16 protein-coding genes and 1 pseudogene are annotated in these 17,507 nt (G+C 44.6%); 4 read left to right on the top strand and 13 right to left on the bottom strand.

What is annotated here, in order from left to right:
- The first annotated feature begins 57 nt into the window (after window positions 1–57).
- The gene (locus BCU34_RS05450; RefSeq protein ID WP_081228582.1) at window positions 58–624 is read left to right on the top strand and encodes a DUF1415 domain-containing protein; all 567 of its coding nucleotides are present in this window, start codon (window positions 58–60) and stop codon (window positions 622–624) included.
- 16 nt (window positions 625–640) lie between these two features.
- Here the strand turns inward: BCU34_RS05450 and BCU34_RS05445 are convergent, their stop codons facing one another.
- Entirely contained in the window at window positions 641–1,711 is a 1,071-nt protein-coding gene (locus BCU34_RS05445; RefSeq protein ID WP_102479103.1) for a diguanylate cyclase domain-containing protein, read from the bottom strand.
- Window positions 1,712–1,920: 209 nt separating this feature from the next.
- Between BCU34_RS05445 and BCU34_RS05440 the strand changes: the two genes are divergently transcribed.
- On the top strand, window positions 1,921–2,496 hold the full coding sequence (locus BCU34_RS05440; protein WP_048658535.1) for a nucleoside triphosphate pyrophosphohydrolase family protein: 576 nt from the start codon (window positions 1,921–1,923) through the stop codon (window positions 2,494–2,496).
- Window positions 2,497–2,632: 136 nt separating this feature from the next.
- On the opposite strand, the gene BCU34_RS05435 is transcribed toward BCU34_RS05440, so the two are convergent.
- From BCU34_RS05435 to BCU34_RS05380, 12 genes and pseudogenes are all read right to left on the bottom strand, one after another.
- Entirely contained in the window at window positions 2,633–3,121 is a 489-nt protein-coding gene (locus BCU34_RS05435) for a GNAT family N-acetyltransferase (RefSeq protein ID WP_065103620.1), read from the bottom strand.
- Window positions 3,122–3,359: 238 nt separating this feature from the next.
- Window positions 3,360–4,796: pseudogene (locus tag BCU34_RS05430) on the bottom strand (lytic polysaccharide monooxygenase).
- Window positions 4,797–5,195: 399 nt separating this feature from the next.
- The gene (locus BCU34_RS05425) at window positions 5,196–5,555 is read right to left on the bottom strand and encodes a DUF6559 family protein (RefSeq protein ID WP_048658532.1); all 360 of its coding nucleotides are present in this window, start codon (window positions 5,553–5,555) and stop codon (window positions 5,196–5,198) included.
- A gap of 91 nt (window positions 5,556–5,646) precedes the next feature.
- On the bottom strand, window positions 5,647–6,405 hold the full coding sequence (gene btuD / locus BCU34_RS05420) for a vitamin B12 ABC transporter ATP-binding protein BtuD (protein ID WP_102479104.1): 759 nt from the start codon (window positions 6,403–6,405) through the stop codon (window positions 5,647–5,649).
- Entirely contained in the window at window positions 6,392–7,387 is a 996-nt protein-coding gene (gene btuC / locus BCU34_RS05415; protein ID WP_017070911.1) for a vitamin B12 ABC transporter permease BtuC, read from the bottom strand. Before btuC ends, btuD begins: the two co-directional genes overlap by 14 nt.
- Window positions 7,388–7,520: 133 nt before the next feature.
- Complete coding sequence (locus BCU34_RS05410) at window positions 7,521–8,549, bottom strand: succinylglutamate desuccinylase (protein ID WP_017092609.1); 1,029 nt, start codon at window positions 8,547–8,549, stop codon at window positions 7,521–7,523.
- Between the two features lie 268 nt (window positions 8,550–8,817).
- Window positions 8,818–10,614, bottom strand: coding sequence for a M3 family oligoendopeptidase (locus BCU34_RS05405; protein WP_102479365.1), 1,797 nt, complete (start codon window positions 10,612–10,614; stop codon window positions 8,818–8,820).
- A gap of 140 nt (window positions 10,615–10,754) precedes the next feature.
- Entirely contained in the window at window positions 10,755–11,372 is a 618-nt protein-coding gene (gene cobC / locus BCU34_RS05400; RefSeq protein ID WP_102479367.1) for an alpha-ribazole phosphatase family protein, read from the bottom strand.
- Window positions 11,373–11,381: 9 nt separating this feature from the next.
- Window positions 11,382–11,984 (bottom strand): bifunctional adenosylcobinamide kinase/adenosylcobinamide-phosphate guanylyltransferase, encoded by a 603-nt coding sequence (cobU, locus tag BCU34_RS05395; RefSeq protein WP_102479368.1) that lies wholly within the window; start codon window positions 11,982–11,984, stop codon window positions 11,382–11,384.
- A gap of 9 nt (window positions 11,985–11,993) precedes the next feature.
- Complete coding sequence (locus tag BCU34_RS05390; RefSeq protein ID WP_102479369.1) at window positions 11,994–12,800, bottom strand: adenosylcobinamide-GDP ribazoletransferase; 807 nt, start codon at window positions 12,798–12,800, stop codon at window positions 11,994–11,996.
- Window positions 12,800–13,846 carry a nicotinate-nucleotide--dimethylbenzimidazole phosphoribosyltransferase gene (gene cobT, locus BCU34_RS05385; protein WP_102479371.1) on the bottom strand — a complete coding sequence of 349 codons (1,047 nt, stop codon included), beginning with the start codon at window positions 13,844–13,846 and terminating at the stop codon, window positions 12,800–12,802. Before cobT ends, BCU34_RS05390 begins: the two co-directional genes overlap by 1 nt.
- Before the next feature lie 44 nt (window positions 13,847–13,890).
- Window positions 13,891–14,502, bottom strand: coding sequence for a flavin reductase family protein (locus tag BCU34_RS05380; protein WP_102433227.1), 612 nt, complete (start codon window positions 14,500–14,502; stop codon window positions 13,891–13,893).
- Window positions 14,503–15,139: 637 nt separating this feature from the next.
- Between BCU34_RS05380 and BCU34_RS05375 the strand changes: the two genes are divergently transcribed.
- Both BCU34_RS05375 and BCU34_RS05370 read left to right on the top strand, forming a co-directional pair.
- Window positions 15,140–15,835, top strand: a complete 696-nt coding sequence (locus tag BCU34_RS05375) for an NAD-dependent epimerase/dehydratase family protein (protein ID WP_065678663.1) — start codon at window positions 15,140–15,142, stop codon at window positions 15,833–15,835.
- Between the two features lie 185 nt (window positions 15,836–16,020).
- Window positions 16,021–17,394, top strand: a complete 1,374-nt coding sequence (locus BCU34_RS05370) for an L-cystine transporter (protein ID WP_048658519.1) — start codon at window positions 16,021–16,023, stop codon at window positions 17,392–17,394.
- The last annotated feature ends 113 nt before the right edge of the window (window positions 17,395–17,507 follow it).

The following is a 17,507-nucleotide window of genomic DNA, read 5'->3' as shown; positions in this document are numbered from 1 at the left end:
GCTTTTGATTAACGTTCGTTCTGATATCCTACGCAAAATTTCATTTCGGAACCTGTTATGTCGAACACTCAAAGCTCAGATCTTCAAACCATCCACGACCAAGTAAAACAGTGGTTAGACGATGTCGTTATTGGCCTAAACCTGTGTCCATTTGCAGCCAAGCCACAACGTAATAAACAGATTAAGATCTTTGTGAGTGAAGCGAATACGGAAGAAGCGTTGTTGGAAGACATCATGACGCATTTCGTAGAGTTAGATAACACACCAGTCGCTGAACTAGAGACGACTCTGGTTGTGGTTCCTAACATGCTGCAAGATTTCTTCGATTACAACATGTTCATTGATTGGATTGAAGCGCTGATCAAGCAAGAAGATTGGGAAGGCGTTTACCAAGTGGCAACCTTCCACCCAGACTATTGCTTTGGCGGTGCAGATCCAGAAGACGATGAAAACCTAACGAACCGTTCTCCTTATCCGGTTTACCATTTGATTCGTGAAGCGAGTATGGAAAAGGTGTTGAAGCACTACCCTAACCCTGAAGCGATTCCTGATACCAACATCGCGAGAGTTGAGTCTTTAACGCCGGAAGAACGTCGTAAGCTATTCCCTTACCTGTTCAGTTAATCTCTAACATGCTGGCTCATATTCCTGAGCGCTCTTGATGATATGGACGAGAAAGAAACTGATCTCGTCCATTTTGTTTCGCAATGTACAGACATTCATCGGCAACTTTGATTAGCTTATCTAACGCCGACATCCTTTCCCCTTTGGTATCCCCTGTACTCAACTCAAAATGACACGCACCGATTGATATAGTAACAGGCTTTCTATCCAGCGTGATTTTCTTCATCTCTTGCAAAAGAGTCATGAACTTATCTTCTATACAACTTGGTGTTTTATTTGGGTACCAAAGAATAAACTCTTCACCACCAAAACGCGCCACAAACTCACCCTCTTGAGTGTTATTACTTAGCACGTTCGCCACTTTCTTTAAGACAACATCACCCATTTGGTGGCCATAAGTGTCATTGACCTGTTTAAAGAAATCGATGTCGACAACTGCCAAGGTTCCTTTTCCTAAAGAGCCTTTTAACTGCTCGACTTCCGCATTCAACGTTTTGAACAAGCAACGTCTATTTGGTAAATGTGTCAAAGGATCGTACATAGCTTGGTACTCTAACTTCTCATTGAGCTCTTTGAGTTTTCGTTCTTGTTGTCTTCTAACCAGCTCTACTTCGATCCATGAGGCCATTAACCTCATCACGTCGATATCGAACTCTTTGAACTCACGATGATAAGGCTCTGGGCTTGAAACGTTTAAGGTGCCATAAAGCTCATCATTAACGAAAATGGGAATACCAATGTATGACTCCAAACCAAAAGACTGATAGGCAGGATGAGTCGCATACTTATCGTGTTTACCACAATGCTCAATGCAGATAGGACCAATCGATTTACAAGTAATTTCGCAATAAGTCGAACGATAATCGAAGGTGTCACCGCTATTGAGTTCTACCCCTTCAGGTGTAACGCAGTGCTCAACTAAATAAGAATTACCATCGACTTTCGATAAGATACCAATATCAAGGTTGAAGCGTTCAAGCCCCATAATAAGCAGCTGAGCGATCTGAATATCGAAGCCCTTTCGATAATCATTGGTGATTTGATACAAACGGCGTATAACAATTTCGCTTTCACTGGCTTGGTACATAACGGAGATCCCACTGCTGACGAGATAAATGACAACACCAATATTGAGGTTATTACTAATAAAGGGCAGAAAACATAATAATCAATCGGTTTGTATGCAAAATACCTCATTGGTCCAATGAATAAAAGTCGACTTCTTCGACTTTGCGTTAGCACCCTATTCCGAGCTTTGATAAAATAATCCATTAACGAAACAGAATGGATAGGAAAATGAACCTTTCTCAACTAAGCCAAGAAATCTACGATCACCTTTACCGCGACATTGAAGAGTTCCGCAGTACTTTTGATCTGCCTGTTGCTGCTCCTGAAACAATGGACGAAAAAGGCGATACGCTACATACCTCTCTAGCGATCGAAGAACTAACAGAACTTGCAGAAGCTGACTCTAAAATCGAACAAGCGGACGCTATTGTAGACAGCGTTTATGTTTTGATGGGACGTTTAGTCCACCTTGGTCAGTCGAAAGTAGAAGACAACCTAGCAATCAGCTACCTGATCGACCTACTGTTGAATGTTTCTAAAAACCGCTCAATCGACTTCTTGCCTTGCTGGGACGAAGTACACTCAAGCAACATGAGCAAAGTATGTCGCAACGAAACAGAATACGCTGAAACAGAAGCTTTCTATGCTGAGCAGAACATCAAACTGATGGCTGTTCAAAAAGGCGAATACATCATCGCGAAGTGTGCGGAAGATTTCGTATCTGAAGGCAAGACAGTTCGCCAAGGTAAAGTACTAAAATCAGTACACTACCGCCCAGCGAACCTTGAGCCTCTAACGGCTTAAGTAAGGCTACAACTGAAACACTTTAAAGCCTCAGTTGACTGAAACCGAAAACGCCACGTTATTTTAACGTGGCGTTTTATTATCTATTAGAAAACTCTAGCTGTGTTAATTGGAGCCTTGTATTAGAAGCAGAACACTATACCAGTCGAGCCATATGATAAGCCGCCACATATTCGCCATTTCTAAAAGCGAACCCTGCTGACTCACCTTCAATCACAAAACCAAACTTCTTATATAGGCTGATCGCTCTTTCGTTATCGGTATAGACAGTGAGCTCCAATCGCTTGATGTTAATCCAGTTATCACACAAGTCGATCGCGGTCGCGAGCAGTTGGCTACCGACACCTTTGCCTAATACATCATCTTTAACACCCATACCGAATGAAGCAACATGACGCCTTCTCGGGTTTACACACACTTCCATTCCCAAATTACCAACAATCTCATCGTCGATCATCGCGACATACGAGTACACGTTATCAGGTATATTGGAGATTCGTTTCTGCCAGCTTTCCAGAGATGGATTTGGGAGTTGCAGCGTACCGGTATAAGCATTAGTGCATTCGTAAACTTCTTTTATTCCCTTTGCATCTGACGGTTCAGACCGTCTCACTATAATACTCATCGCAACTCCTACTATTATTCTTCGCTAAATGTGATGCACATCCTCAATGTGCAACTAGACACATTACCAAATAGTAAATATTTAACAATAGGTTAGATGAAATTGTTTTTATTGGGGCTGACGTGAGGAATGTATCTGGATGTTCTGAAGAAGTAAATTCGTGGAATCAAGGTTAGTTAAACTCGAGGTCATTAGATATGGGCACCTCAGGTGTGCCCATATCGTGAAACCTATGGAGTTATTGAGCTGGACGCCAAACGCCCCATTTGTCATTTTCGTAGGTCGCTTTAGGGTTTGTACCACCTTGAACCCACCATTGCGCTTTCCATGACTGGTTCGACTAAGTCACGACTTCGCCACCAAGGTAAGTCGCTGATGAGTCCCAAGTGCCATTGTCTGGGTCAGGAGTCGGATCAGGGTCTGGTGTCACGCCACTGCCATCAGCAATCACTTCGAACGTGAAGGTTTCAACACTGTCGTTTTCAATTGAGCTAGCCATAAACGATAGAGTTTCGTTTGCAGTGATGCCAGCGGTATCAACTACGATAGAAGCCGTGCCGTTATTCTGGATGCTTACTGAAGAACCTTGAGTTTGAGTCAATGTCGCCGCTTCGCTTGTTGCAATCACAACTTTATCGCCAGCATTCACAACATTGTCACTCTTCACTAGCTCGTAGATGTCACCTTTCAGTGGTTCAACACCACCGTCGCCACCATCAATCAGCGTTAACTGACCAGAAGCACGGCTATCTTTTGAGTTGAAGAAGTTACGTGAAGGATCGTTTTGGAAGTACATGTAGTGCTGCATTTCAGCGTGCCAGTCACCAATGAAGATCGCGCCATCTTTAAACTCTTCATGCCAACCATTGATTTCTGAAGCCAACAAACGAGCCCAATCGTTAATGTTTGAAGCATCGATGACGATGTCGAAGCTACGCGCTACTTCACCATACTTGTTGATGATGTCGTACTTAACTGTATCACCAACTTCTGGCGTTCCAAATTGGTCTGAAACAAACAGATCACCACGCACTAGATCGGGCTCTGGACCCGGCTCTGGTGGAGGGGTTGTGCCACCCGCGATAGTGATGTCTGAACAGTTGTAGAAGCCTTCGCCCGCAGCATCATCACGTTGCCAGCGAACGAATAGAATCGCATCGCCAGAACGGTCTGAAGGGATAGTGACGTTAATGCGGTACTTACCACCATTAACCGGAACGTTACCCTCTTCTTGGATAAGCTCTAAGTCTCCCCACGCTAAGCCTTTGCTTAGGTCTGCGTTTGGTTTCGTTAGGTAGAACTCCCAAAAAGAAGGGTTGTGTGGCGCAGTCGCATTGAATACATATTCAAACGTACCAGTATTTAGTTCAGTACGAGTCCAACCAGTATGAGGCGCACCCATACCGCGTTTTTGCGAATCATTGGCGTAACATAACGTACCGTCAGGAATCGCCGCTTTTACAGCATTGATATTATTGAAATCCTGAACATTTTTAGCGTATTCGTTACGTTGAACAAACGGATATGAACCAGAAATGTCTTTTGCTTGAGCACACGCAGCATTAGGTGGTGTACCCGACCAGATTCCGCCTTGCTCGTAACACGAGTTCTGACGCGCACTTGGAAATTCAGACCAACCATGAGCATTTGCCACTGAAGGCACACTCGATAGCATAGCCATACCTACTGCTACTTTTAGAATATTATTATTTATTGTTGTCACTTTCCCACTCTCTATTATTTTACCCTGCACATCACATCAATTGGTCACTTACCAATCAAAATTGCACTTCGAGGGTTTATAGTTTTTATTTGAAGAACAACGAAAAATATATACGTCAATTTTATCAATAACAGCGGGTTTTATATTGATAGGAATCAGAGTCACACAACTCAAAGAAATGCGTTGTCGATAGATGATGTTGCTTCGAATTATCGGATCTCAGTATTCCGTCTTGATTGACGCAACATTATTCAAAGTGAATAAAAAAGCGGCTTAATGATTAAGCCGCTTCCAATATATACATTAAGTATGCTGCACGAGTTGTACACAAGTTGAGTAATGAGAAGGTAATTAATAACGGCTATGCATGCCCATACGATGCGACATGTCATCGTCCATACGACCGCCCTTCCAACCACAGCCACCCAATAGATTGAGTACATCTCGCGCTGTGTACTCTTCTCCACCGAAGAAGTCATTAGACACATCTTTTCGCAGCAATTGAATGTTGGTCGCCAGTTCAGTGTTGAAATCTTGTGGATCAGCAAACAGCGCGAAAGCAATTTGTTGCTGACGCGTACTCAGGTCTTTAGAGCTAGTTTCTACTTGTCCGATAGAGAAGAAATCACGGCTTCCGTAGCTCTTTACCATCTTTGCTGACAAAGACTTAATCACCTTTTTGATTCTTCTTCTTTGGATGTATCTAAACATATTTGCTTCCTTTACTAACTCGTCTTGAACCCAAGAATCCGCTTAACCAAATAACCTTTTAGCAAATACTCTTTCTAGACAAACGCCCTATCTAACCAAACAGCAGATAGGTTTGACTATCGACTGAGATACTTTTGACTTCAGTGTTGAACACGGACTCTAGTTGTTCTGGAATAAGCACTGCTGTAGCGGTACCTGATGCTTGCAGTACGCCCTTATCGAGCAGCAACACTTGGTCTGCGTGTCTTAGGGTTCTGTTCAAATCATGGTTAGCCATGATTACGGCAATGCCCTTCTCTGCTACTCGTTCAATGAGCTTGTACAACAAGGCTTCTTGAGCAATATCCAGCGGAGCGGCAGGTTCATCAAGGATCAGCAGCTTCGCGTAGGGGTTAAGTGTCGGCCAAATTTGCAGACACATGCCCGCCAAACGAACGCGTTGCCATTCACCACCAGACAGTGTCTGAATTGAACGATGAAGTTTGTCTGCAATGTCTAGCATCTGGCTAATTTCTTCCAAAGCTGCGTTGATTTCAGCCTCAAGGCCATGCGATGAACTTGGCAATGACAACGCAAGGTATTGGAATACTTCCAAGTTGAAGGCTGGCCTTGCGCTTTGGCATAAATAAGCACGATGTAATGATAAATCTTGTAGCGACAGTTGTGACAAATCCTGCCCGTCGAACTTTATATCACCTTTATAGCCATCACCAATGCCAGATATCGCTTCGAGTAAGGTACTTTTACCGCTGCCATTCGGGCCGATAACATGAGTCACCTGCCCTTGCTTGAGCTCAAATGATAGTGGTAATAAACGAGCGCCGACGCTCAGGCTCTTAATTTGAATCATGATTTTTAATTAACATCCAAATGAAGATAGGCGCACCAATACTGGTGGTCATCACACCCAAAGGCAGCTCTGCGGAATCTAATAAGGTTCTTGCACAGATATCAGCAAATACCAGCAATGCAGCACCAGCAACGGCAGACAAAGGAAGCAGATATTTGTTATCAGTACCAATCGCTAAACGCAATAAGTGTGGCACAACCAAGCCAACAAAGCTGATCACGCCACCTAAGGCAACCGCGCAGCCGACTAAAATTGAGACAGCGAAGATTAAACGCCAACGTAATCTCGGAACATTCACGCCTAACTGTGCGGCATGCGTTTCGCCTATCATCAGTTTGTCTAGTTTGCTGCCTTGCAAACACAACCAGATAATAACGGGGATCATCACTAACGTGAGCGAGTGTTGGTACCAAGTTACACCACCCAAGCTACCCATCAGCCAATACATCAACAAGCGTAGACTTAAGTCATCACTAAAATAGAACGCCCATGTCACCATCGCGCCAGAAAGAATGCCTAATGCAACACCCACCAGCAGTAATTTAGCCGTGGTGAGTCGCATCGTTTTTACCATGCTCACCAGTATCACGGTGAAACAGAGCGAGCCTAAAACCGCAGCAATCATGAACAGTTCTGGGGTCGGCGCAAACGGCAAGAAGAACAGCACAATCACCATGGCGAGGCTTGCGCCCCCAGAAATGCCGAGTACTCCTGGCTCTGCTAATACGTTGCCTAATAAGACTTGTAAGCTTGCGCCAGATACAGCTAGCCCTGCCCCGATCGCAATCGCTGCTAATAATCGAGGTAAGCGTAAATCAATCAGTAGTTTTTGTTCTAACGTGGACAAGGTGTCCAGAGGGGAAATGAAGAGATCGCCAACCATTAGGTAAATCGCACTCAGCGCGACAAGCAGTGCTGCCATCAGATAAATGGCTCGGGTCCATTTGCGCTGTTTCTGGTGAAGAAGTTGTTGGAAATCCATATCAAGCTACTTTGAAATTGTTCGCGTAACCTTACCTGTATCCCTAAATAAACTCAAGGCTCACACCGTAATGTGAACCTTGATATTTCAACCAGTTGAGCGGTTGTTTTCGTCGCTTTAACCCTGCTCGGTATTAATCGTACACAAGCTGACCATGGTCGAATCGTGTTTCAACTTCGCACACCATTAAGGCCGCTCGTTGACCGATAGCCACGTTGCGATTTGGGAACACTACTGCTTCGTTTTCATTCTTCGCCATCAATGGCTTATCGCCATCATGACCAAACACTTCACCGTGCTTGAATGCCGTAAAGTTCTCAACGTCATCAGAGAACATGAAATCAAAGTCATCGTGCAAACGAACAATGGTTCGGCTGACGCGATAAGTAATGGTTTTCTTTGGTAGATGTTCTGGTTCTATTTCAGCAATCAGATTGCGCATTGCCAAATCGAAAGCCGTTAGCTTATCAAGTTGGTTCTCACCAATTCTTGCTACCTGCCCTAGCTCCATTGTCAGTGCTTGCGCTTCAAAGTTTTCTGCGCTGTACCAACTGAAGGTGCTGGTTGGTGCATTCGACAGCAACACAGCTTCAACGTGAGCACTGTTGATGAAATCGAAAAGCTCCTTGTTGCGTACTTCGTGGCGAACCTTAGGGCTTACGGCGAAAGAGTAATGCTTAGACAAACGGATCGCACAGTGCAGATCTAAGTGCCAACGAGTGGCAGGTACCGTTTCTTTGTAAAACTCAGTCACCAAGTACTTAAGGTTCTTCGCGATATCCACTTCTCGGTTGCTTTCGTGCTGTTTTTCATCAAACAGACGGTTCATATTCACATCAAGAAAACGAGTATGCGCGTTGGTTGCTTCCGGGTGAGCAATGATGAATAAACATCTTGCTGTCACTACTTGGAAGCCTGTTTCAATATCCTCAATGAGCTTATCAATCAGCTCCATTGGTGAAGTTTCGTCGCCATGAACACCTGTTGAAAAGATGATATTCTTGGTTTCAGAATTGTACTCTGCGGGAATCACTTCCAATACACCGCGTTGATGAAGCTTAATTTGAACACCGTTACTCAGTACGGTCTGTCCTGCAACCACTTCTTGTTCAAGATCTAGGCTGTCAAAAAGAAATGATTGGCGAAAGAGGGTCTTCGTCATGCGCTACTCCTTAATTGCACGGCCGTATGTTAATAAATTGTACATAGAAATTGTGTTGCTAGGATCGCACTTATCAATAGAAACTCCGTTATCACTCACAAATACTACCCATATATTTTTGTATTACCTGCTGATTTTACTAACCGACATCTGTTCCAAATAACTTTCGCTATTTAGAGCAGCTTTTGGTTGTCTCAGGTCATCTCAGCAAGATAAGAGCCACGTAAGCTAACACAGCTCTTACCTGCCATGAACAGATTGAGATCAATTAATCTTCCTGATCGAGTAATCTTTCAAATTCATCGATTTGAACTTTGACCATGTCGATGCTTTGTTGCCAAAAATCCGCTTGAGTCAGATCCATACCAAGGTGCTTTTGAACGACTTCTTCCGCCATCATGCTGCCTGTATCACGAAGCAACGACACGTAATCGCCGTAAAATTGCTCGCCTTTCGCATCTCGCTGAGCATAAACACCTTTACTGAATAGGTAACCAAACAAGTATGGGTAGTTGTAGAAGCTTACTTGAGAGATGCTGAAGTGCAGCTTGCTCGCCCAGAAGTAAGGGTCGGCTTCTGTCATTGCATCGCCGTACCACTCTTTCCAAGTCGTTTCCATCAAGTCACACAGCTGCTGAGCCGTTAGCTCACCTTTTTCACGCTGCTCGTAGAAAGCTTTTTCAAACTCAAAACGCACAGGAATGTTCACCATTAATGCCAAAGAAGAAGAAAGCTCTTCCCATAGCATTTCAAGTTTCTCATTGCGTGTTTTTGCTTGCTTCAATAGATGGTCACGAACGATGTTTTCAGCAAAGATCGAAGCCGTTTCTGCTAGCGTCATTGGGTAGCGTGTTTGACACAACGGCATGTCTTTCATCACCCAGTTGTGGAACGCGTGGCCTAGTTCGTGCGCCAATGTCATTAAATCTGAGCGGCTACCGCTCCATGTCATAAACACAAGAGGTGTGCGTGTCGCAGCAAACTTGGTGCAGTACGCACCTAGACGTTTGTTCGCAGCTGGAGCTGCATCAATCCAACCGTTCTCAACCATCAAAGCGACGAAATCAGCCATCTCTGGATTTACTTCAGCGAACGCAGTTTTGATCACTTCGATCGCTTCATCAAATGGGTAGATCTTAGATTCAGCGTCACCCAGCGGTGGCATTGCTGCCAAATGATTCCAAGGCTTCATTTCATCGAGCCCGTGAACTCTTGCCATCAACAAACCTGCTTTCTGACCAACCGTGCGATTCGCTTTCGCTACTGACATCATGGTGTCGAGCGTTTCTGGCACAATGCGGCTGCCGTGTAGGCTTGGATCTAAGAAATGCACATCGCTAATCTTCGAGCGCTTTTTGTTTTCAGTCAGTCGCCAACCCGCCAATGCATTTAGGATCGAAGCAAAAGACTCTTGATGCGTTTTCATCGCACCTTGAACGGCGCGCCATGCCGGTTCTTGTTTATCGAATTCGCTGCCGTACAACAGGCTCGCGGCTTGTGAAAAACCTAGAGCTTCATCTTCACCGTCCAGCTTTAGCGACAGTTTTAAAGAACCGGTTAGGTTATCGTATAAACGACCCCATCCGTCACGCCCATCAACCTTCATCGCTGCCAATAACTGCTCTTCAGCAACACTGAGTCGACTGCTTGATAACTTACGTGAGCTTTCGATAGCAAAGCGTTGGCCCGCAACATCGGCACTCTCGTGTTCTAAAACCGCATCAATAAACTCTGGTTCAGCGTGAATCAGCGTGTCTTCGTAAGGGCTGAACGCTTGAGACATTTCCGAGCTCAGCTTTGCGACACGGCCAAGCAGTGCTTTCGCTTCTGTGTGTGTCGCGTCAACCGATGCGTGGCAATTAGCAAAAGTGTTGATCGTGCTGAGTAACGTGCCTGCCGCTTCTGAAGTCTGAATCGCGTTTTGCATCGCTAGAATGATGTGACGCTTTTCAACGTGTAAGTTCAACAGCTCAATACACTGCTGAATGAGTTCAATGTCCTGTTCGATTTTTGCATCATTAAGATCGCTGTAAGCAATGCTTAGATCCCAACTCGGTGTTGTCATGACTAAATTCCTTTCACGTAGGTAGTAATACCAATCAGGTATAACGGCTGTGAACGCCGCTTTATATTTCGATCTATTAGATCTGTGTCTATTTACAGATCTAATAGATTGTTAATTCTCAAACTGTGTTTTTTGAACACTCAGAGAACAGGCAGCCCTATCGATTTAACGCTGATAAAACTCTGTGCAAACTGAGTGATTTGAATATGAGTTATCGACGCGTTTTCTATCGATAACTTCGAGTACAAACTCGGATTTTTCCAATCGATATCAAGGCAATGCGCTAACAGAATGCGAATCACACCACCATGAGTAACCAACAATATATTGTCACTTGGATTGTTCAAAAGTTGCGACCAAGCTTGAGTTACTCTGTCTTGGAACCTCTGTAAACTTTCTGCGCCAGTCAATTGATGATTTGCTGGGTTTTGCCAAAAGGTTTCTAGCATTCCCCACTTGTCTTCAAGTTCATCAAATGGGACACCATCGACTTCACCGAAGTTCATTTCCTGAAAGCCAGGTGCAATCGACAAAGGCACAGACATACGCTCTGCATACAAGCTCGCGAGATCACCACATCGTCTTAATGGCGAGGTAACCATGCTATCAAAGGTAATGTCTTGTGTAGCAAGCGCCTGACATATCTGTTCTTGAAGCTCAGGGCTCACCAATACATCAGATAAACCATTAAGTGCAGCTTTTCCTTCGACTTTGCCATGTCTTAGCAGATAGATGTTTTTGGTTGTTCCATTGACCATGTGCGTGACCTAGGCTTGAGTATCAAGCAAGTGATTGGATGGTTTTAAGCTCAGTGGTAACCCTGCTGCGACCAGAGTGACTCGTTCAACAACGCGAGCTAGCGATTGGTTCATTCGCCCAGCATTGTCAACAAACAAGCGCGACACTTTACCCAGTGGCACCACACCTAAACCGACCTCATTAGACACCATGATAATTTGTGCCGGACTTTGCTCGACGCTTTTTACCAAAACTTCAACCACGGCTTCAATCTGCTCATTGGTTGCATCATCACCCAGTTCAAAGATGATGTTGTTCAACCACAATGTTAGGCAGTCAATCAACACCACATCTTCTTTCTCAAAAGACTGCAGTTTTTCGGCTAGCTCAACAGGAACTTCATGCTCGATCCAATGCTCGCCACGACGTTGTTGATGGTGCGAGATTCGTTCTCGCATTTCGTCATCAAGATACGTCGCTGTCGCAATATAATTGAGGCGTCCATTTGAACATGCATCAAGCGCACATAATGCTTGTTGCTCTGCAAAACTCGACTTACCTGAACGAGCCCCGCCCAATACCAGATGGCTGTTTCGCTGTCTTGTGTGACTAATTTGATTCGTGTTTGTCATAGGAAACCGTTATAGAAAGCCATTGTAAAATACAGTAATGAATACCAGGTAAATCAATAACTCCATCAACTGCTGTGCTGCCCCCAAGCAGTCGCCAGTAAAGCCACCGATTCGAGCCGTTAACCACTTTTTGAAACCTGCTCTGAAAAGATAGGCGACGACCGATAAAACCATAGCGAATTCAAGACCAAACCACAGGCTAGGCAGTACGCCCACAAACAATAAAAAGACAAGTTCACCTTTAGTTTGCTTGTTGGCCAATGGCTTACTCTTGCTCGTGTCCAAATCACTGACATAAGGCATGTCGTAAATCAGCGATGCTGCGATCGCTCGGCTAAAGGTGTAGCTCGTCACGATGACCATAAACACCCCAGTCAAGCTGACCAGCTCATTCAACAGCACCCACTTGCCCAGCAGAACCATAACCAGAGCAGACGCGCCATATGTACCAATTCGGCTGTCTTTCATGATGGTTAAGCGGCGTTCAAGTGTCATACCGCCACCGATGCCATCCGCCATGTCGGTCAATCCGTCTTCATGGAAAGCGCCAGTGAGCATTAAGCTGAAACTCATCATCAAGAAGATCGCTACTGCACTCGGCAGTACCGCATCAAGTAGCAAGAACACACAGCCACATAGAACACCAAGTAACAAACCAACCGTTGAAAAGTAGCGACCAGAACGATTCATTCGCTCTGTTGAATAAGGCGTGTTCTTTGGCATTGGCAATCGAGAAAAGAAACCCATCGCCAGCGCAAACAGCTCCCATTGATAAGTGACTCGATCTTTCAACGATCCTTCTGGAGTATCACTCATTAAACCGTGACTCCAGCGCTTTCGAAGCTCGCCATGTTGTTATAAAACTCGGCTGCCGCACGAATAATTGGCATCGCCAGAGCTGCACCAGTGCCCTCGCCCAATCTCAATCCAAGATCGAGCAGAGGCTCAGCTCTTAGCAGCTCTAACAGAATTTTGTGCCCTGACTCTTCAGAGCGATGTGCAAAAATCATATAGTCACGGCAGTTCGGTTCAATTAAGGTCGCGACATACGCCGCAACCGACACGATAAAGCCATCGACTAATACTGGTGTTCTGTTTTGGTAAGCACCAAGGAAACCACCGACCATTTGAACGATTTCATAACCGCCGACTTGTGCTAGTACCTCTTTAATATCTTTAACTTCAGTCGCATCTAAACCTTTGCAACGCGCAACACCTTGCTCAACCACAGCCACTTTACGTGTAAGCTGTTCATTGTTGATGCCAGTTCCGAGGCCAACACATTCATCTGCAGAGCGATTCGCTAACACACTTAAAATCGCTGACGCGCTGCTGGTATTGCCGATGCCCATTTCACCAAACATGATGATATTAGTGCCATTCGAAATGGTTCTAGATATAAGCTCTGCGCCCAGTTCAATCCCACGTTCCACCGTTTCTAAATTCATTGCCGCTTCGTTGGCAAAGTTTTTGGTTCGCGTACCCAAGCGCTGAGAAATCAACATGCCACTATCGGATTCCACAGGCAACAATATCCCCGTGTCGACTACCGTGATATCGATATTATTCACCGCACAGAAGCAATTAATCGCTGCACCTCCATTTAGGAAGTTCAACACCATCTGCTGTGTTACCGCGCTTGGAGCAATACTCACACCTTCATCTGCTATGCCATGGTCGCCAGCAAATATAATGATACTTGGCGTATTCAATTCGATGTGTTCAACCGCAGCTTGTTTGCCTTGGCTCTGAATCAATGCCAGTTGATGCGCGACTTTTTCTAGTAAGCCAAGCGCGCCATGTGGCTTGGTTTTTTGGTCAATACGGTGTTGGATGTACTGCGAGTATTGGGTATCTAACATAGTTTTTATAAACGCTTATTCTGGGTACGGTTTAGTTAGGAAAGCTATTTAGGGCGTGCTACAGAGAACACATTAGAAAGCGTCGCGTATTCACCGCCGCCCAGTCGAGATAAAGGATCAAGTGCTAGTGCATCAATCTTCAAGCGATCGCTCTCTTTATCGATCACACCTTCAGAGATATACACCTGTTCAACTTGAGCAAAGATAAGGCTTTGCGGTACTTCACCGACTTCTTTAACTTCATACAATGTGCAGCCAAAAGCCACGGCGCACTCTTTCACTCTCGGTAAAGAAAAGCCCTCAAATTCAACCAGCTCAATATTATTCGCGGTTACTTCAGAATCACCATGATCGAGAGTGGCAGCTGTTGCCGTCATTATTTCTGCAGAACTTGAAGACGCGATATGGATCACCAGCTTACCCGTTTCAAGGGCGTTACGAGTGGTATCTTTGATTTCGCCCGTTGGCTTCTTCCCGACCGACAACATCAGTAGCGGTGGATTGCTGGAAACGGGTGTGAAATAAGAGAAAGGCGCTAGGTTGTACTCTTGGTCAGAAGATTCCGTCAATGCCCACGCAATAGGGCGAGGAACAACGGTTTGTGTCATCAGGTGATAAATCTGAGTGGGAGCAAGAGTATCAAGCTTGAAGTTCATAGCACGTCCTTGGTCTATGTGAATTACGACTCAGTTTACGTGTTAAGAAGAGTCGTATCTATGGCTAAGTACTAGAAACCGCAGAGAGTGTTCTTAATTTAGACAGATCACGTTGGTTTTTTCTCAAATTGACAATCAAATTGACGAACCCTATAACACCAACAATTCTGACAATAGATTTATCAATAACTTACATTTTGGCATCGTTTATGCTTTATCTAAAACACTTGTTAATCTCTCCATTGATAAGTACCCATACAGTGAATTCCCACAACACTGACGCTACACAAAGAAACACAAGCGATAGAAATACTCAACAGAACAGCGATTTAGGAGGTGTAATGATTCCGAACTCAAGTAAAAGAAAGCCAAATAAATCAAATAAGAAAACCAGCAAAAAGGTAAGGAAAATCCCACTGTCCTTCACCTAGTAAGCAGCAAAGCAAGTAACAAAGCCCGTCGCCCAGCGGGCTTTGTTATGTTTGAGACTCAACCAATACCGGATTCAGATCCCTACTATATTAAATACGTCATTAGCCACTCAGCATTCGCCCCTCATTTATCAAACTTTTATTCGCTTAAAATTCAAACACTGTTTATATTAAACAAGCACTTGTGAAGCGAGTAAGGGGTTAGGATGAGCATTTCTGGAGACAAAACATCGGTCGTAGTGGCTGGTGCTACTGGGCTAATTGGCCAACATGTGATGAAACTGCTCACCGACGAACCTGCCGTCGAGCATATCTATGCCCTATCTCGAAGAGCACTAAATTCACAGTTTGACTCCAACAAGCTCCACACGCTTATTCACAGCGACCTGCAAGTCACCAGTTGGGACGATACCCAAGCCACGCCAAATCTTGGCGTTATCTGCTTAGGTACGACTAAGAAAAAGGCAGGATCAAAAGAAGCACTGCGCAAAATCGATGTGGAGCTGGTTAGCCAAGTCGCTCAGTCGATGAAATTTCTTGGGGTTCAACGCGTCGCGGTCGTTTCTAGCTATGGCGCTTCACCAGATTCCTATTCGCACTACCTTCGTTGCAAGGGGCAAATGGAGCAAAACTTAAAACGTATTGGCTTCAAGCAACTTTTCATCGCACGCCCCGGACCGCTGGTTGGTGAGCGTGATGAACCAAGAGCTGATGAAAAACTCCTGCAAAGTGTCTTTCCTCTGCTGTCTCCATTTATGTTTGGTAAGTTCAAAAACCTACGCCCTATTCAGTCGGAAGACGTAGCTAAAGCAATGTTGTTCCGATTATTCGAAAATAATTTCCAAAATATCGAAATTTACTCGTCAAGTGACATGCTCAATTTATTGGCAAAATATCGCTAAAAAGCTCACCTATTCATCACAGTGTTGAATATCCACCCATCCTATTGAGTGGATATTACTAATCGTTCTATTAAATTACTTTTCCTTATTTTACGTTTTGTTACAGGTCGCTACTGTAGCTAACAGTATTCGCGCCCATATATCTAAGCGCCCTATCGATTTAAAGAAATTCATAAGGAAAACAAATGTCACTTTCAGCTATCGCTGCCTTAGCGGTATTCACTGGTATCCTCTTCTTTCTCTACGGACAGCAGAAAAAAGAAAACACGTTATCGCGCTTGGTTCTATTAGGTTTAGTTTTTGGTAGTGCTTTCGGCCTTGGTCTTCAGCTGCTATTTGGTGAAGGCAATCCTGTTATTAACGAAACGCTAGACTGGGTAAACATTGTTGGTCGTGGTTACGTTGGCTTACTGAAAATGGTCATCATGCCATTAGTACTAGTTTCAATGATTGCGGCGGTAGTTAAGCTTGAGAAAGGCGGTTCACTAGGCAAGATTTCTGGCATCACCATTTCTGTCCTGCTAGCAACCACAGCAATCTCTGCGATTGTTGGTATTGTTGTTACGCAAGCATTCGGCTTATCTGCTGAAGGCTTAACAGAAGGCGCTCGCGAAACAGCACGTATCGCAACACTAGAAAGCCGCATTGGCAGCGTTTCAGACCTAACAATTCCGCAGATGCTGATTAGCTTTATTCCGACTAACCCATTTGCAGACCTAACGGGCGCTCGCTCTACGTCTATCATCGCAGTGGTTATCTTTGGTGTGCTAACGGGTATCGCTGCTCGTAAAGTGATGGTAGAGAAAGAAGAACTAGAATCTCCAATCCGTACCTTCGTTGAAGCGGCTCAATCTATCGTGATGCGCTTAGTTAAGATGATCATGGCACTAACACCATATGGCATCGCAGCGTTAATGGCGAAAGTAGTGGCAACATCAAGCGCTTCTGACATCTTAAGCCTACTAGGTTTCATCGTAGCGTCTTACGTAGCGATTCTGCTGATGTTCGTTGTTCACGGTGTGTTGGTTTCTTTTGTTGGCGTAAACCCGAAAGAGTACTTCCAAAAAATCTGGCCAGTTCTAACGTTCGCTTTCACTTCGCGTAGTTCTGCAGCAACGATTCCACTGAACGTTGAAGCTCAAATCACTAAGCTTAACGTGCCACCAGCGATCGCTAACCTGTCTGCCTCTTTCGGTGCGACGATTGGTCAAAACGGTTGTGCGGGTATCTACCCTGCAATGCTAGCAGTTATGGTTGCACCTACGGTTGGTATCGACCCAATGGACATCAACTTCATTCTGTCTCTGATTGCTATTATCACAGTGAGCTCTTTCGGTATTGCTGGTGTGGGTGGCGGTGCAACATTCGCGGCGCTTATCGTACTGCCAGCTATGGGTCTTCCTGTAACGATTGCAGCACTGCTTATCTCTATCGAGCCTCTTATCGATATGGCACGTACAGCGCTTAACGTATCTGGTGCAATGACAGCTGGTACTATCACAAGTCGCCTATTGGGTAAGAAAGACAAGCAACAAGATCTGGAACAAGCGAACGCTTAATTCTGAATCAAACAGCTCGACCAACAAAAAAACCGATGCCTATGCATCGGTTTTTTATTATTACCGTTTTTATATGGAGTGAATTAGATTTAAATAACCCTATTAATTTATAT

It is taken from the genome of Vibrio sp. 10N.286.45.E10, from assembly GCF_002874195.2.
GTDB classification, from domain to species: domain Bacteria; phylum Pseudomonadota; class Gammaproteobacteria; order Enterobacterales; family Vibrionaceae; genus Vibrio; species Vibrio crassostreae.
The sequence above is the reverse complement of the archived record's forward strand: the minus strand, read 5'-3'. Positions and strand labels throughout refer to the sequence as shown.

Excerpts from the sequence above, each read along its gene's own strand:
- btuC (WP_017070911.1), bottom strand. The coding sequence starts at position 7,387 with ATGGATTTCCAACAACTTCTTCACCAGAAACAGCGCAAATGGACCCGA.
- BCU34_RS05445 (WP_102479103.1), bottom strand. The coding sequence starts at position 1,711 with ATGTACCAAGCCAGTGAAAGCGAAATTGTTATACGCCGTTTGTATCAA.
- cobC (WP_102479367.1), bottom strand. The coding sequence starts at position 11,372 with ATGGTCAATGGAACAACCAAAAACATCTATCTGCTAAGACATGGCAAA.
- BCU34_RS05375 (WP_065678663.1), top strand. The coding sequence starts at position 15,140 with ATGAGCATTTCTGGAGACAAAACATCGGTCGTAGTGGCTGGTGCTACT.
- btuD (WP_102479104.1), bottom strand. The coding sequence starts at position 6,405 with ATGATTCAAATTAAGAGCCTGAGCGTCGGCGCTCGTTTATTACCACTA.
- BCU34_RS05440 (WP_048658535.1), top strand. The coding sequence starts at position 1,921 with ATGAACCTTTCTCAACTAAGCCAAGAAATCTACGATCACCTTTACCGC.
- BCU34_RS05450 (WP_081228582.1), top strand. The coding sequence starts at position 58 with ATGTCGAACACTCAAAGCTCAGATCTTCAAACCATCCACGACCAAGTA.
- BCU34_RS05425 (WP_048658532.1), bottom strand. The coding sequence starts at position 5,555 with ATGTTTAGATACATCCAAAGAAGAAGAATCAAAAAGGTGATTAAGTCT.
- BCU34_RS05390 (WP_102479369.1), bottom strand. The coding sequence starts at position 12,800 with ATGAGTGATACTCCAGAAGGATCGTTGAAAGATCGAGTCACTTATCAA.
- BCU34_RS05435 (WP_065103620.1), bottom strand. The coding sequence starts at position 3,121 with ATGAGTATTATAGTGAGACGGTCTGAACCGTCAGATGCAAAGGGAATA.
- BCU34_RS05410 (WP_017092609.1), bottom strand. The coding sequence starts at position 8,549 with ATGACGAAGACCCTCTTTCGCCAATCATTTCTTTTTGACAGCCTAGAT.
- BCU34_RS05405 (WP_102479365.1), bottom strand. The coding sequence starts at position 10,614 with ATGACAACACCGAGTTGGGATCTAAGCATTGCTTACAGCGATCTTAAT.
- cobT (WP_102479371.1), bottom strand. The coding sequence starts at position 13,846 with ATGTTAGATACCCAATACTCGCAGTACATCCAACACCGTATTGACCAA.
- BCU34_RS05380 (WP_102433227.1), bottom strand. The coding sequence starts at position 14,502 with ATGAACTTCAAGCTTGATACTCTTGCTCCCACTCAGATTTATCACCTG.
- cobU (WP_102479368.1), bottom strand. The coding sequence starts at position 11,984 with ATGACAAACACGAATCAAATTAGTCACACAAGACAGCGAAACAGCCAT.
- BCU34_RS05370 (WP_048658519.1), top strand. The coding sequence starts at position 16,021 with ATGTCACTTTCAGCTATCGCTGCCTTAGCGGTATTCACTGGTATCCTC.